At 65.5% G+C, this 13,464-nt stretch carries 16 protein-coding genes; 7 read left to right on the top strand and 9 right to left on the bottom strand.

Going from position 1 to position 13,464, the window contains the following annotated elements:
* Positions 1-345 precede the first annotated feature (345 nt).
* Positions 346-1,458 (top strand): DUF475 domain-containing protein, encoded by a 1,113-nt coding sequence (locus CDV49_RS15110; protein WP_088216235.1) that lies wholly within the window; start codon positions 346-348, stop codon positions 1,456-1,458.
* A gap of 99 nt (positions 1,459-1,557) precedes the next feature.
* Here CDV49_RS15110 and truB read toward each other — a convergent pair whose 3' ends face one another.
* From truB to rbfA, 3 genes are read right to left on the bottom strand one after another with little or no spacing between them, the layout of a single operon-like run.
* The gene (truB, locus tag CDV49_RS15105) at positions 1,558-2,466 is read right to left on the bottom strand and encodes a tRNA pseudouridine(55) synthase TruB (protein WP_088216234.1); all 909 of its coding nucleotides are present in this window, start codon (positions 2,464-2,466) and stop codon (positions 1,558-1,560) included.
* Positions 2,467-2,523: 57 nt separating this feature from the next.
* Positions 2,524-3,300 carry a phosphodiester glycosidase family protein gene (locus CDV49_RS15100; protein WP_088216283.1) on the bottom strand — a complete coding sequence of 259 codons (777 nt, stop codon included), beginning with the start codon at positions 3,298-3,300 and terminating at the stop codon, positions 2,524-2,526.
* Complete coding sequence (rbfA, locus tag CDV49_RS15095; RefSeq protein WP_088216233.1) at positions 3,284-3,739, bottom strand: 30S ribosome-binding factor RbfA; 456 nt, start codon at positions 3,737-3,739, stop codon at positions 3,284-3,286. The genes CDV49_RS15100 and rbfA overlap by 17 nt, the downstream gene beginning before the upstream one ends.
* 93 nt (positions 3,740-3,832) lie before the next feature.
* Here rbfA and dapB point away from each other — a divergent pair, with 93 nt between their 5' ends.
* On the top strand, positions 3,833-4,660 hold the full coding sequence (dapB, locus tag CDV49_RS15090) for a 4-hydroxy-tetrahydrodipicolinate reductase (RefSeq protein WP_088216232.1): 828 nt from the start codon (positions 3,833-3,835) through the stop codon (positions 4,658-4,660).
* Here dapB and CDV49_RS15085 read toward each other — a convergent pair.
* Entirely contained in the window at positions 4,657-5,346 is a 690-nt protein-coding gene (locus CDV49_RS15085) for an NAD-dependent deacylase (protein WP_088216231.1), read from the bottom strand. The genes dapB and CDV49_RS15085 overlap by 4 nt on opposite strands.
* Positions 5,347-5,473: 127 nt before the next feature.
* Between CDV49_RS15085 and CDV49_RS15080 the strand changes: the two genes are divergently transcribed.
* Both CDV49_RS15080 and CDV49_RS15075 read left to right on the top strand, forming a co-directional pair.
* Positions 5,474-6,250, top strand: a complete 777-nt coding sequence (locus tag CDV49_RS15080) for a VPLPA-CTERM sorting domain-containing protein (protein WP_088216230.1) — start codon at positions 5,474-5,476, stop codon at positions 6,248-6,250.
* Positions 6,251-6,361: 111 nt separating this feature from the next.
* Positions 6,362-6,874, top strand: coding sequence for a low molecular weight protein-tyrosine-phosphatase (locus CDV49_RS15075; RefSeq protein WP_088216229.1), 513 nt, complete (start codon positions 6,362-6,364; stop codon positions 6,872-6,874).
* On the opposite strand, the gene CDV49_RS15070 is transcribed toward CDV49_RS15075, so the two are convergent.
* Positions 6,829-7,143: a hypothetical protein gene (locus CDV49_RS15070; protein WP_088216228.1), complete on the bottom strand. Its 315-nt coding sequence runs from the start codon at positions 7,141-7,143 to the stop codon at positions 6,829-6,831. The genes CDV49_RS15075 and CDV49_RS15070 overlap by 46 nt on opposite strands.
* A 222-nt stretch (positions 7,144-7,365) precedes the next feature.
* Between CDV49_RS15070 and lepA the strand changes: the two genes are divergently transcribed.
* Positions 7,366-9,165, top strand: coding sequence for a translation elongation factor 4 (lepA, locus tag CDV49_RS15065; RefSeq protein ID WP_088216227.1), 1,800 nt, complete (start codon positions 7,366-7,368; stop codon positions 9,163-9,165).
* 91 nt (positions 9,166-9,256) lie between these two features.
* On the opposite strand, the gene CDV49_RS15060 is transcribed toward lepA, so the two are convergent.
* Genes CDV49_RS15060 through CDV49_RS15050 form a run of 3 tightly spaced genes read right to left on the bottom strand, consistent with a single transcriptional unit; the run spans position 9,257 to position 10,779 of the window.
* On the bottom strand, positions 9,257-9,751 hold the full coding sequence (locus CDV49_RS15060; protein WP_088216226.1) for a GNAT family N-acetyltransferase: 495 nt from the start codon (positions 9,749-9,751) through the stop codon (positions 9,257-9,259).
* Positions 9,752-9,811: 60 nt separating this feature from the next.
* Positions 9,812-9,955: an entericidin A/B family lipoprotein gene (locus CDV49_RS15055; RefSeq protein ID WP_088216225.1), complete on the bottom strand. Its 144-nt coding sequence runs from the start codon at positions 9,953-9,955 to the stop codon at positions 9,812-9,814.
* A 59-nt stretch (positions 9,956-10,014) separates the two neighbouring features.
* On the bottom strand, positions 10,015-10,779 hold the full coding sequence (locus CDV49_RS15050) for an alpha/beta fold hydrolase (RefSeq protein ID WP_088216282.1): 765 nt from the start codon (positions 10,777-10,779) through the stop codon (positions 10,015-10,017).
* A 110-nt stretch (positions 10,780-10,889) separates the two neighbouring features.
* On the opposite strand from CDV49_RS15050, the gene CDV49_RS15045 reads away from it, so the two are divergent.
* The gene (locus CDV49_RS15045) at positions 10,890-11,255 is read left to right on the top strand and encodes a hypothetical protein (protein ID WP_088216224.1); all 366 of its coding nucleotides are present in this window, start codon (positions 10,890-10,892) and stop codon (positions 11,253-11,255) included.
* A 1-nt stretch (position 11,256) separates the two neighbouring features.
* Here the strand turns inward: CDV49_RS15045 and glyA are convergent, their stop codons facing one another.
* On the bottom strand, positions 11,257-12,552 hold the full coding sequence (gene glyA / locus CDV49_RS15040; protein WP_088216223.1) for a serine hydroxymethyltransferase: 1,296 nt from the start codon (positions 12,550-12,552) through the stop codon (positions 11,257-11,259).
* A 144-nt stretch (positions 12,553-12,696) separates the two neighbouring features.
* On the opposite strand from glyA, the gene CDV49_RS15035 reads away from it, so the two are divergent.
* On the top strand, positions 12,697-13,464 hold the full coding sequence (locus CDV49_RS15035) for an NAD kinase (RefSeq protein ID WP_088216222.1): 768 nt from the start codon (positions 12,697-12,699) through the stop codon (positions 13,462-13,464).

Below are 13,464 nucleotides of genomic sequence, written 5' to 3'. Positions count from 1 at the left end.
CACGCAATGTGTGCATGAAGCAATTTTCTTCGGCAAAGTAGGGTCTTCGCGCAAGCATCTCCCAACAGCGTTCACGGGAAGATCACGGAGGATCAAAAAACACGCAGGAGGCAGGTTGACGCAGGGCGGCGTTTTGCTACGTGTTTCGGCAGCGCCAGAGGGGAAGCCCTCGGCGCGGAAACCGGTACCGGGCCCCTCTGGCGAGAGTTCATCGGCGCTCTCGCGATGTCGGTGCCGCTGTGGAAACAGCCGGCGGAACTATGGACACATGAACAACGCGACCAACGGTCGTGCAGGAGCGGGCCGGACCCGTGCTTGCGCGTTTGGCCACGGGGGGCTGCGCGGATGAGCGGGGCAACCAGAACGAGCACGCTTTCCTATTTCAAATGGGCCTTCGTCGTTACTGCATTCGGCCTCGCGCTGGGCGCATGGCTGGGCTGGCAGACGACCGGGACGGTGCAGGGGATGCTGTCGGTCTTCTTCATCTGCTGCGTGCTGGCGGTGCTGGAGATCTCGCTCTCCTTCGACAATGCCATCGTGAACGCGAACAAGCTGAAGGACATGACCCCGGAGTGGCAGCACCGCTTCCTGACCTGGGGTATCCTCATCGCGGTCTTCGGGATGAGGATCGTGTTCCCGCTGCTGATCGTGGTCATCGCGGCGAATGTCGGGCCGTGGCAGGCGATCATCATGGCGGCGAGCCAGCCCGAGGAATATTCCCGCATCATGCAGGATGCCCACCTGCCCATCGCGGCCTTCGGCGGGACTTTCCTGATGATGGTCGGCCTCACCTTCTTCTTCAACCATGAGAAGGACGTGCACTGGGTCAGGTGGGTGGAGGAGAAGGCCGCGCGCTATTCCTCCGTCAAGGGGATCGAGATCGCGGTCGTGCTCGTCATCATGCTGGCCTTCTCCCGCATCATCCAGTCCGATCCCGACCTCGGGCCCGCGGCGGCGAACACCTTCTTCCACGCGGCGGTCTGGGGTCTTCTGACCTTCCTGCTGGTGGAAGTGGTCGGCGGGGTGCTGGACAAGCGCGAGGAGACGATGTCGGCCGCTGCAAAGGGCGGGCTGGGCGCGTTCATCTATCTGGAGGTGCTGGACGCGAGCTTCTCCTTTGACGGGGTGATCGGGGCTTTCGCGCTCACCAACAACCTGTTCGTCATCGCCATCGGTCTGGGCATCGGGGCGATGTATGTCCGCTCCATGACCATCATGCTGGTGGAGAAGGGGACGCTCGCGCATTTCCGCTATCTGGAGCACGGGGCGTTCTACGCGATCCTGATCCTGTCGGTGATCATGTACGTGCAGTCGCTCGTGCATATCCCGGAGGTCATCACCGGGCTTGGCGGCGCGGCGCTGATCGGTGTCTCGCTATGGTCCTCGATCCTCTACAACCGGCGTCATCCCGAACATTCGGACGCCGCGCCCTCCGGCCCGCAGGGCGACACGCTGTAGAACCGGAAAGGGCGGCCACCCTGGCCGCCCTTCGATCTTCCAGTTCCAGTCGCGGTTTTTAAGCCCCGGTCTTCAGTCCCGGTCTTCAGTCCCGGTCATTCAGTCGCGGTTGAAGACGCGTACCGGATGCAGCTCCCCGCTCCGGTAGGTGCCGACCGCAATCGCCTGCCCCTCGAAGGAGGCCCATGCCTCCTCGCCATATTCCACATCGGAGGAGGGCAGGACGATGCCGGGATTGCCGTTGCGGAGCCGCGCCGCGCCCTCGGGCGTTGCACGCAATTCCGGCAGATCCTCCAGCCCGTCTTCCAGCGGCAGGACGAGAGCATCCAGCTCGGGTTTCCGCGCCAGCTCCTCGATCCGTTCCATGGTGACGCCCTTTTCGGCCTCGAAGGGGCCGGACCAGACGCGGCGCAGCCATTCGACATGGCCATAACAGCCCAGAGCCTGCCCCAGATCCCGCGCGATGGACCGGACATAGCCGCCCTTGCCGCAGACCATCTCCAGCTCCAAGTGATCCGCGTCGGGCCGGAGCATGACCTCCAGGCTCTCGACCCAGAGCAGGCGGGGGGCAAGCTCCATTTCCTCCCCCTCGCGCGCGAGGGCATAGGCGCGCTCACCATCCACCTTCACGGCGGAAAACTGCGGCGGCACCTGCATGATCTCTCCCCTGAAGGCGGGGAGCGCGGCGGCGATATCGGCATCCGTGGGGCGCTTGGCGGAGGTTGCTATGACCTCCCCCTCCGCGTCATCGGTGTTCGTCGCGGTGCCGAGGCGGACGGAGAACCGGTAGCATTTCAGCGCATCGGTGACATAGGGCACCGTCTTGGTCGCCTCTCCGAGTGCGATGGCGAGAACCCCTGTCGCCGCCGGATCGAGCGTGCCTGCATGGCCAGCCTTCTTTGCGTCAAGCGCCCAGCGGACCTTGTTGACCACCGCGGTGGAGGTGATGCCCGCAGGCTTGTCCACCACGAGCCAACCCGAAATGTTGCGTCCCTTGCGCCGTGCCAAGCTCCGCTCCTTCCCTGTTCCCGAAAGCGGGCTAGCTAGCGCCCGCAGGCCGGGCCGTCAATCGGCGGCGTTCTCCGGCACGGCCAGTCCGACGATCGGGCCCATCGGAAAGCCGAAGTCGTTGCGCCGGAGCGCCGGGGCATAGAGCCGGGAGATCTTGCCGTCCAGATAAAGCGCGTTCGGCGTCTTCAGCCCCTCACGGAACAGCCGGCCGAACTCGTAAAAGGTCACGGGCCGGTCGGAGATGGCGAACACCGCTGTCCCATCCTGCCGGATACCCACGCCATTGCGGATGAAGCGGGAGTCGCTGTCGGGCAGGAAGCGGGGATGCAGCTCGCCGTCGATCACCAGCATGGGACCGGACTGGGTGGCAAAGCGGCAGGGCAGGGGATGGCGGGCGAAAGCCCGGCTTTCGACGACGGCGTAACCGCTCTCCCCGATACAGAAGACGCCGTTCGGCAACATGCCGAAATTGCCCTTGCTCGCGCCGGTGACGATGGCGTTGTGCTCGACCCCCTTCGTCACAAGCAGGCCGACCGGACCGCGGTCGGCGTGATACATGCCGCCGTTCATGGCGAAGCCGAGGCGCCGCCCCTCCGCCCGCAGGTCATTGTCGATCCGCCGGAAGGAGCCGTAGAGACTGCCCGAGTCATCGCTGTGCCACACGCGGATGTCTGCACCCTTCGGTACAGGGCACAGGACATACCCCTCGCCCTCGAACGTCATCCGCTCGCAGGGCGGGGCCGCCGCGGGGGCGGCGACGGGGATGAGGCTCATCAGGGCGGCGAGAAAGAGCAGGACGGGGGCGAACGGCCCCTCAACCCTGCCTGTCATCGCCCCGGTCATCGTCCCTGTCTTCGTCCTCGTCAGTCTCCAGATCGCGGCGCACGTCATCGCGGGCGAAAAGGCGGCGGGTCTCGTCCATCCGGTCGAATGTCTCGTCCAGCGCGAACCGCAGCTCGGGCGCGAATTTCAGCGACAGGCCGGAGGCGACGAGGCGGCGAAGCTCATGCCGGTTGCGGCGGAGCGCGGCCAGAGCCTCCTCCTGTCCCGCGCCGCCCAGCGGCATGACATAGGCCGTCGCCACATGCAGGTCGGGGGAGGTGCTGACCTCCGCCACGGTGATCGACATGCGGGACAGGTCCGGGTCATGGATGTCGCCGCGCGCCAGCACCTCCGACAAGGTGCGGCGGATCAGCTCGCCCACGCGGAGCTGGCGTTGCGAGGGGCCGGAGCCCCTGTGTGAATCCCGAGGAGTGCGCTTCTGTGCCATGATCCACCATCTAGGTCATGCGGGAGCCGCCCGCAATGCGCCGGTTTGCCAAGTTCGCCCGTGCCGGTTAGGGAGGGGCAAACGGAGGGCGTGATGACGGAACTCGAAGCAGGCGAAACCCGGCCCGGCGTGGTCGTCACGGGGGTATCGGGGCGGATGGGGCGGACGCTCGCCGCCTTGGTGCTCGACAGCCCGGAGTTGCGGCTCGTCGGGTGTCTGGAGCGGTCCGGCGGTGCCGGGGTGGGGGCGGATGTCGGCCGTCTGCTGGGCCGCGATCCGGTAGGCGTGCTTGTGGAGGACGACCCGCTGCCCGCATTCGCCCGCGCGCAGGCGGTGATCGACTTCACCTCACCCGCCGCGACCGTGGAATTCGCGGCGCTGGCTGCGCAAGCGCGTGCCGTCCATGTCATCGGGACCACCGGTCTGGAGGCGGGTGATCTTGCCAGGATCGCCGCCGCCGCGCGCCATGCGACGATCATCCGCGCAGGCAACATGAGCCTCGGGGTGAACCTGCTGCTCGGCCTGACCCGCAAGGTGGCGCAGGCGCTGGGGCCGGAGTTCGACATCGAGATCGTGGAGATGCACCACCGCCACAAGGTCGATGCGCCCTCCGGCACCGCGCTGATGCTGGGGGAAGCGGCGGCGGAGGGGCGCGGCGTGGTGCTCCCCGATGTGTCCGACCGGGGGCGCGATGGAATCACCGGGCCGAGGGAGCCGGGCCATATCGGGTTTTCCGCCGTCCGGGGCGGGGATGTCGTGGGCGAGCATGACGTGATCTTTGCCGGTCCGGGGGAGCGGCTGATTCTGCGCCATGTCGCCACGGACCGCGCGATCTTCGCGCGGGGTGCGCTCCGCGCGGCGCTCTGGGGGCAGGGGAAAGCGCCCGGCGAATACACGATGGCCGACGTTCTCGGACTCTAGCGCTTCAGGAGTTCTTCCACCCACGGGGGCACGATCTCGGTGGCGCGGCCCTGCCGCGTCTCGTCGAAGTCCGAGTGGATGGCCGAGGCTTCGAGGTTGAGTTCGATCGTATGGGCCCCGGCGCGGCCTGCATCCTGGACGAAGGCCGCCGCCGGATAGACATTGCCGGACGTGCCTATGGCGACAAAGATCTCGGCCTTTCGGAGCGCCGTCCAGATCTCCTCCATGTGATAGGGGTATTCCCCGAACCATACGATATCCGGGCGTCCCGCCGGAGCACCGCAGGCGGGACAGACCTCCTCCACCGCCATGACCGCAGGTGCTGGCCAGCGATGGCCGCAGGCCGCGCAGAGCGCGCCTTCCAGCGATCCGTGCATATGCAGCACATTCCGTGATCCCGCGCGTTCATGCAGGGTATCGACATTCTGTGTGACGATCATCACCTCTCCCGGCAGCATCGTCTCCAGCCGTGCGAGCGCTGCATGGGCGAGATTGGGCACCGCCGCACGGGACGTGCGGCGGCGGTCGTTATAGAAGTCCTGCACGAGACGTGGGTCGCGGGTGAAGGCTTCGGGCGTCGCCACATCCTCGATGCGATGATCTTCCCAAAGACCATCTGAATCGCGGAAGGTTCTGAGCCCGCTTTCGGCAGAGATTCCGGCTCCCGTCAGGATGACGATACGCATTTTTACGCTCCTGTCGCCTATAGTTATAAATAATTATGCGTCCAGCCCGTATTTCACTTTATGGTTAACATGGACGTGCTAGTCTGATGCACGGTCATCGTACTTTGTATTATCGGAGTTTTATAAAATGACCCGCGCTTCCATTTTTGCGACTACCGCCACTCTCGTTCTACTGTCTCCCCTTGCGGTCAACGCGGCTGTCATCCGCGTGACTGAGGATAACTTCACGGCAGCAGCCGGAAAGCTTACCTTTTCCGAATTCGCTGTCGGGACGGAAAATCCGGTATACGCCCCCGCCGACTATGGCGGTGGTGCGGATTCTCCCACGGTCTATACCGGTGGATACTTCACTGGCCAGTCGATCAGCCCCGACCCCGGCACCGACTGCCCCGGCGCTTCGCCCACCGGATGCGTCATCGGCTCCCCTACGGGACCGCTGTCGCTCGACGCCTCCGCCCCGCCCGCGTTCATCACGACGGACGGCGCTTTCCCCACCTCTCCGACCCTGAGCGGCACACCCCGCTTCAACGGGCCGGTCGCCCTCCTCTTCAGCGAGGATCAGACCGGCGTGGGCTTTGAGGCAGGTTATTTCGATGCCGTAGGCAGCACAGGTATCACCGCCTTCGCGCGTGACGGCTCCATCCTTGGAACCGTCGTGAACACCACGACCGGGATCGAGTTCCTCGGCCTCGTTACGGACGACCTGAAACCGGCGATCGCCGGGGTGTTCCTCGATCTCGTCGGAAATGAACCGGCGGGCTACAATATCGACAATGTGCGCTTTGGTGTGGGTGATGAAATCATCCCGCCGATCATCTCGCCGGTGCCGCTGCCGGCGGCGCTGCCGCTGTCCCTTGCGGGGCTTGGGGCCATCGCCCTCTTCCGGCGCCGCAAGGACGCCTGAACATCGTATGAATTGTGGCAAGGGCGTCCTCCGGGGCGCCCTTTCGCTTTTCGCGTCTTGTGCGGTGACGGGTTGCGTGCTGCAGTGCGGGAATACAACCGGAGGGCGTTCATGCCGGTCAAGCGCATCCTTTTCGTGTGTCACGGCAACCTCTGCCGCTCTCCCATGGCGGAGGGCGTCCTTCGGCAGATCGCCGGAGAGGCAGGGCTGACGGTGGTGGTGGACAGCGCGGGGACCGGTGTATGGACAGCGGGCGCATCGCCCGACCTGCGGGCCTTCGAAGCGGCGGAGGCGCGGGGCTACAGCCTTGAAGGCATCCGGTCCCGCAGGCTTTCCGCGGCAGATTTCTCTGCCTTCGATCATGTGATCGCGATGGACAGGGCCAATCTCGCCGTCGTCCGGCGTCTGGCGCCCGCGGAGTCACGGGCGGACACCGGCCTGCTGCTCAGACACGCCGGGCGATGGCTCCGCGTGCAGATCCCCGACCCCTACACCGATGGCCGCTTCGAGCACGCGCTCGATCTCATCGAGCACGGGTGTCGGGGTCTGGTGGCCACGCTTCAGCGCAAGGCGGCGGATCAGCGCGAGCAGTATGTTTCCGCGGCGCTGCCGAAGTTGCGGTAGCGTGTCCAGAATTCGTTGTCGGACGTCTTCTTCGACACGCGCACTTCCTGGGCTTCGTTCGGATCCTTGAAGAACCGGGCTGCGCGGCGCTGATCGGAGCCCGAAAGGGTCATGTCGGCAACCTGCTGGATGCAGTTGCACATGGCACCCGCGCGTGCGCCGCGGTCGGAGCCCAGACAGGCGTTTTCTATCGTCCCGCGCGCTTCTGCTCCGGTCGCAAGGGAAAGACCGGAGACGGCCATGCCGATGGCCAGAATCACGTATTTCATGCTGCTGTCCTCGTTCGCCTTTGGGGTGGCGTTGTCTCGCCCCCCGGATTTGTTGATCCGATGACGCTAGCACGGCCCGACCGTTTTCGCCACCTTTCCGCGCATCCCGACATGCAGTGGAGCAGCGGCGCTCCGCCACCAGATCGGGCCTGCCGCGCGGGTTCCATGCGTGCGAATCAGACGCCCGCTTGACCGCTCCCCGAAACCCGCTCATATGGCGCCATGACCGAGCTTTCGCTGATCCGCAACTTCTCCATCGTGGCCCATATCGACCACGGCAAATCCACCCTCGCCGACCGGCTGATACAGCTCACCGGCACGGTGGCCGAGCGCGATATGAAGGCGCAGCTCCTCGACTCGATGGATATCGAGCGGGAGCGGGGGATCACCATCAAGGCGAACACCGTGCGGATCGACTATCCGGCGAAGGACGGCAAGAGCTATGTCCTGAACCTGATCGACACGCCCGGCCACGTGGACTTCGCCTATGAAGTCTCGCGCTCCATGCGCGCGGTGGAGGGGTCGCTCCTCGTCGTCGATGCGACGCAGGGAGTGGAGGCGCAGACGCTCGCCAACGTCTATCAGGCGATCGACGCGGGGCATGAGATCGTGCCGGTGCTGAACAAGATCGACCTCCCCGCCTCCGACCCGGAGCGGGTGAAGGAGCAGATCGAGGATGTGATCGGCATCGACGCCTCCGACGCCGTCCCGATCTCCGCCAAGACGGGCCTCGGCATCCCCGAGGTGCTGGAGGCCATCGTTCACCGGTTGCCCGCGCCGAAAGGCGACCGTGACGCGCCGCTGAAGGCCATGCTGGTCGATTCGTGGTACGACCCCTACCTCGGCGTTGTTGTCATGATCCGCGTGATGGACGGCGTCATCCGCAAGGGTGACCGGATCAGGATGATGCAGACGGGCGCGCTCTACGGCGTGGACAAGCTCGCGGTGCTGAAGCCGCAGATGGTGGATATCGCGGAACTCGGTCCGGGCGAGATCGGTGTGCTCACCGCCTCCATCAAGCAGGTGCGTGACACCCGCGTGGGCGACACGATCACCCATGAGCGCAAGGGCACGGACAAGCCGCTTCCGGGCTTCAAGCCGGCGCAGCCGGTGGTGTTCTGCGGCCTGTTCCCGGTGGACAGCTCCGAGTTCGAGGCATTGCGCGACGCCATCGAGAAACTGGCGCTGAACGATGCCTCCTTCAGCTACGAGATGGAGACCTCCGCCGCGCTCGGGTTCGGGTTCCGTTGCGGTTTCCTCGGATTGCTGCACCTCGAAGTGATCCGCGACCGGCTGGAACGGGAATACGACATCGACCTGATCACCACCGCACCTTCGGTGGTCTATCACGTCTATATGCGCGACGGCTCCATGATGGAGCTGCACAACCCGGCCGACATGCCCGACCTGACCCATGTGGATCATATCGAGGAACCGCGGATCAAGGCGACGATCCTCGTGCCCGACGAGTATCTGGGGGACGTGCTGAAGCTCTGCCAGGACCGGCGGGGCGAGCAGCTCGACCTCTCTTACGCGGGGAGCCGGGCGATGGTGGTCTATGACCTGCCTCTGAACGAAGTGGTGTTCGACTTCTACGACCGGCTGAAATCGGTGACGAAGGGCTATGCCTCGTTCGACTACCAGATGGCCGGTTACCGTGAGGATTACCTCGTCAAGATGCAGGTGCTGGTGAACGATGAGCCGGTGGACGCGCTCTCCATCATGGTGCACCGCGACCGCGCGGAAGCGCGGGGCAGGGCGATGGTGGAGAAGCTGAAGGAGCTGATCCCCCGGCACATGTTCAAGATCCCGATCCAGGCGGCCATCGGTGGGCGGGTCATCGCGCGGGAGACGATCTCCGCCATGCGCAAGGACGTGACCGCCAAATGCTACGGCGGCGACGTGACGCGGAAGAAGAAGCTGCTGGAGAAGCAGAAAGCCGGGAAGAAGAAGATGCGGCAGTTCGGCAAGGTCGAAATCCCGCAGCAGGCCTTCATCAACGCGCTGAAGATGGACAACTGACCGCGCTATGCGCCTCACCTGCTCTACCGGCCGGTGAGGGCTGGCCGAAAACTCCAGTTCCGGGGCGGTAGAGTTCCGGGCGGTAGAGTTGTCAGGGGCCGATCACGCCCGGCCGGTCCTGTAGCCGAAGGACCATGTCCCAACGGTCAAGCCCGTCGCCGAAACCATCGGGCGTGACGGCGGCGGCAATGAAGCCGAACCGCTCATAGAAGGCGCGGGTATGCTGGCTCGTGGCGAGAGCGACCTCCGTTATGCCTGGCAGGCGACGGGCGAGCGCCATCCGCGCTTCCGTCAGCTTCCCGCCCAGCCCCCTCCGGTGCGCGGCGCGATCCACCATTCCCCAAGTGAGGATGGCGCGATGCGCTTCCGCATCGACGGACAAGCCGCCGCAGGCCAAGACCCTCTCATCGGACAGCAGCACCAGATAGGTCGCAGGCTCCATGGTGCGTAGATGGGTTTCAAACGCGTCCCTCTCCGACGGCGCAAAGAACCCGGGCACGTTGCTGTCGAATATGGCGAGGCAGGCAGCCGTGTCTGTGGGGAGCCAATGACGGACGGCAATGTTCTCCAGCACCGGGTCACCCATGTCCTCCCCATGAAAAAAGGGCTGCCTGCGGGGCAGCCCTCTCTCATTCCGTCATGCGGCTCACATCTGGGACTGGGCTTTCCGCGCTTCCCCGGTCAGGGCGGCGCCGCCGGACTGGATGTCATGTCCCGCACCTGCCATAGTGTTGCAGGCGGCGATGGCGAGGATGGCCAGCAACGGCAGAAGGCGAAGCGAGCGTTTCATGTCGAATACTCCTTTGGAATGCTGCCGTCTAACATTCGGGAACGGGCATGGGTTCCCGGTCAGGAAAGAAATTTATCGACCGCGGCCTCAACTTCGCGCGGGCGTTCCGCATGGAGCCAATGGCCGGCCCCGGCGATCTCCTCGAACACCGCGTTCGGGAACAGGTCCAGAATGCGCGCGTGCATCTCCGGGCGGACGTAGCGGGACTCGGCTCCGCTGAGAAACAGGGCAGGGCCGTCGAACCGGCCGGAGACTTCCGGGAAGCCGACGGCATTCGCCATGCCGCGTTCCAGTTCCTCCAGATTGAGCTTCCAGCGCGGGCCACCCTCTGCGCGAAGGTCCAGCGACTGAAGCAGGAAGGCGCGCGTCCCAGGGTCTTCGACCCCAGCCGCCAGCCGCTTGTCGGCCTCACCGCGGGTCGTGAGATCGGTAAGATCGAGGTCTCTCATCGCGTCTATCAGCGGCTGCTGTGTGTGATGATAGACGACCGGGGCGATGTCGGCTACGACGAGCCTGCGGATCAGTTCCGGCTCCTGCAGCGCCAGCACCATCGACGCCTTGCCGCCCATGGAATGCCCCAGCACATCCGCCCGCCCGCCATGCGCACGGATCACCTCGGCGATATCGGCGGCCATGGAGGGGTAGTCATGCGGCGCGGCCCAGGCGCTGTCGCCGTGGTTGCGCTGGTCAACCGCGATGACCTGACGCCCCGCCGAAAGGCGCTTGGCGATGACATTCCAGTTCCGCGCGGAGCCGAAAAGGCCATGCACGATGACAAGCGGGGGGGACTCGGCCGGTTCGCCGGTGATGATCGTGTTCAGCATATCCGGGTAGATATCGCCTGCCATGCGATCCGCCAAGGGGTTGCTGCGACGGAGCGGCGCACTAGCTGACTCACGGAAACGCGAGGGGTGTTGAAACGCGAGGCAGGGCGATGCGCAGGACGGATGACAGGGCGGACGATATCTCCACGCTGCTGTCGCGGCGGGCCGGGCTGCATGGCCGGACCCTGGCGGACAAGCTCTCGCATGCGCGGGGGGTGGTGCCCGGCTATGTGCGCAAGGAGGCCGGTCTTTTGGCGGAGGCGGAGCGGCTCCGGGGGCATCCGAAGCTCGCCGGACGGCTCGCGGAGCGTGATCTCGATCACGCCTATCGCGTCTGCCGGGGGCATCTGGAGGGGCGGGACCGGCGGGGTCTCCGCCGCTCCCGGTTTCTCGACTGGCTGGCCGGGCTGGCCTTTCAGTTCTTGCTGCTCGCGCTGCTGATCGGCGCCGTGCTGGTCTGGCGCGGCTTTCTGTAGATCAGAGCGTCGGGTAGAGCGGGAAGCGCCCGCAGAGGGCGGCCACTTCGGCCTTTACCTTGGCTTCCACATCGGCATTTTCTGTGTCGCCGTTCGCCGACAGGCCGTCGGTCACCTCGACGATCCAACGCGCGATCTGGCGGAACTCCTCCTCGGCAAAGCCCCGCGTGGTGCCAGCTGGTGTGCCCAGACGCACGCCAGAGGTCACGAAGGGTTTCTCCGGGTCGAAGGGCACGCCGTTCTTGTTGCAGGTGATATGCGCCCGGCCGAGCGCGGCCTCCGCAGCCTTGCCCGTCACATGCTTGGGGCGCAGGTCGGCCAGCATCAGGTGGTTGTCCGTGCCGCCGGAGACGATGTCGATGCCGCCCTTCTGAAGCTCGTCGGCCATCGCCTTCGCGTTCTTCACGATCTGTGCGGCGTAGGTCTTGAATTCGGGGCGCAGCGCCTCGCCAAGAGCCACCGCCTTGGCGGCGATCACATGCATGAGCGGGCCACCCTGAAGCCCGGGGAACACGGCGGAGTTGATCTTCTTGGCAATGTCCTCGTCGTTCGTGAGGATCATCCCCCCCCGCGGCCCGCGCAGGGATTTGTGCGTGGTGGTGGTCACCACATGGGCATGCGGCACGGGCGAGGGATGCTGCCCGCCGGCCACCAGACCCGCGATATGGGCCATGTCTACCATCAGCCAGGCGCCGACCTCATCCGCGATCTTGCGGAACTCCGCCCAGTCCCAGATGCGGGAATAGGCGGTGCCGCCGGCGACGATCAGCTTCGGCTTGTGCTCATGCGCGGCGGCCCGGATCGCCTCCATGTCCAGAAGCTGGTCCTGCTTGCGCACGCCGTAGGAGACGACGTTGAACCACTTGCCCGACATGTTCACCGGCGAGCCATGCGTCAGGTGCCCGCCCGAATTCAGGTCGAGGCCCATGAACGTGTCGCCCGGCTGGAGCAGGGCGAGGAATACCGCCTGGTTCATCTGGCTGCCGGAGTTCGGCTGCACGTTGGCGAACTTCGCACCGAACAGCTCCTTGGCCCGTTCGATCGCCAGCGTCTCGACGATATCCACATACTGGCAGCCGCCGTAGTAGCGCTTGCCCGGATAGCCCTCGGCATATTTGTTGGTGAGCACCGAGCCCTGCGCCTGAAGCACGGCCAGAGAGGCAATGTTTTCCGAGGCGATCAGCTCGATTTCGTCGCGCTGCCGACCCAGCTCCTTGCCGATCGCGCCGAAGATTTCGGGATCGCGCGCTTCGAGTTGTTCGGTGAAGAAGCCGCTGTCGCGGATCGCTGCGGTCATGGGTGCCACTCCCTGCGGGTGCTGAAAGATGGGCGCTTTTAACGCAAGCCTCTCCGCGCCGAAAGCGGTAATGCGCCGCTTTTCCGCCCGAGCCGCTTGCCAACGGATTGCGGGCGGGCGAAGACAACGGGGCAGGGGGACAGAATGACGGACAAGAGGCGGATCGCCTTCCTCGCTTCGACTTCCGATCTCGCGCAGGATGCGCGGGAACGGCTGATCGCGCGCTATGGCGATGCCCCGGTGGAGGCCGCGGATGCGATCGTGGCGCTCGGAGGGGATGGGTTCATGCTCCAGACGCTGCACGGCACGCAGCATCTCTCCGTGCCGGTCTATGGCATGAACTGCGGCACCGTCGGTTTCCTGATGAACGAATTCGCGGAGACAGGGCTGACCCGCCGTCTGGCCGATGCGGAGGAGGAGGTCATCAACCCCCTCGCCATGACGGCGGAGGATGCCGCGGGCCGCATCCATGAGGCGCTGGCCATCAACGAGGTCTCTCTGCTCCGCGCCGGGCCGCAGGCGGCCAAGCTCCGAATCACGGTGGACGGCAAGGTGCGCATGGAGGAGCTGATCTGCGACGGGGCGCTTGTCGCGACCCCTGCGGGCTCCACCGCCTACAACTATTCCGCGCATGGGCCGATCCTGCCCATCGGCTCCGCCGTGCTTGCCCTGACGCCGATGGCGGCGTTCCGGCCGCGTCGCTGGCGGGGGGCCCTGCTGCCGCGAACCGCGACCGTCAGGTTCGATGTGCTGGAACCGCAGAAGCGCCCGGTCATGGCCGACAGCGACGGAAGGTCGGTGCGCGACGTGCTCTGGGTTTCCGTCCGCTCCGACCCTGCGGTGCGGCACCGCATCTTGTTCGATCCCGGCCATGGGCTGGAAGAACGGCTTATCCGTGAACAATTCGTCTGA

Source organism: Haematobacter genomosp. 1, from assembly GCF_002196855.1.
Lineage (GTDB): Bacteria > Pseudomonadota > Alphaproteobacteria > Rhodobacterales > Rhodobacteraceae > Haematobacter.
This window is presented reverse-complemented; position numbering and strand designations above follow the sequence as displayed.

Coding starts and splice junctions, on each gene's coding strand:
- CDV49_RS15085 (WP_088216231.1), bottom strand. CDS start 5,346: ATGCGTATCGTCATCCTGACGGGAGCCGGAATCTCTGCCGAAAGCGGG.
- CDV49_RS15050 (WP_088216282.1), bottom strand. CDS start 10,779: ATGCTGAACACGATCATCACCGGCGAACCGGCCGAGTCCCCCCCGCTT.
- dapB (WP_088216232.1), top strand. CDS start 3,833: ATGACGGAACTCGAAGCAGGCGAAACCCGGCCCGGCGTGGTCGTCACG.
- CDV49_RS15080 (WP_088216230.1), top strand. CDS start 5,474: ATGACCCGCGCTTCCATTTTTGCGACTACCGCCACTCTCGTTCTACTG.
- lepA (WP_088216227.1), top strand. CDS start 7,366: ATGACCGAGCTTTCGCTGATCCGCAACTTCTCCATCGTGGCCCATATC.
- CDV49_RS15035 (WP_088216222.1), top strand. CDS start 12,697: ATGACGGACAAGAGGCGGATCGCCTTCCTCGCTTCGACTTCCGATCTC.
- rbfA (WP_088216233.1), bottom strand. CDS start 3,739: ATGGCACAGAAGCGCACTCCTCGGGATTCACACAGGGGCTCCGGCCCC.
- CDV49_RS15045 (WP_088216224.1), top strand. CDS start 10,890: ATGCGCAGGACGGATGACAGGGCGGACGATATCTCCACGCTGCTGTCG.
- CDV49_RS15055 (WP_088216225.1), bottom strand. CDS start 9,955: ATGAAACGCTCGCTTCGCCTTCTGCCGTTGCTGGCCATCCTCGCCATC.
- CDV49_RS15070 (WP_088216228.1), bottom strand. CDS start 7,143: ATGAAATACGTGATTCTGGCCATCGGCATGGCCGTCTCCGGTCTTTCC.
- glyA (WP_088216223.1), bottom strand. CDS start 12,552: ATGACCGCAGCGATCCGCGACAGCGGCTTCTTCACCGAACAACTCGAA.
- CDV49_RS15100 (WP_088216283.1), bottom strand. CDS start 3,300: ATGACAGGCAGGGTTGAGGGGCCGTTCGCCCCCGTCCTGCTCTTTCTC.
- CDV49_RS15060 (WP_088216226.1), bottom strand. CDS start 9,751: ATGGGTGACCCGGTGCTGGAGAACATTGCCGTCCGTCATTGGCTCCCC.
- CDV49_RS15075 (WP_088216229.1), top strand. CDS start 6,362: ATGCCGGTCAAGCGCATCCTTTTCGTGTGTCACGGCAACCTCTGCCGC.
- CDV49_RS15110 (WP_088216235.1), top strand. CDS start 346: ATGAGCGGGGCAACCAGAACGAGCACGCTTTCCTATTTCAAATGGGCC.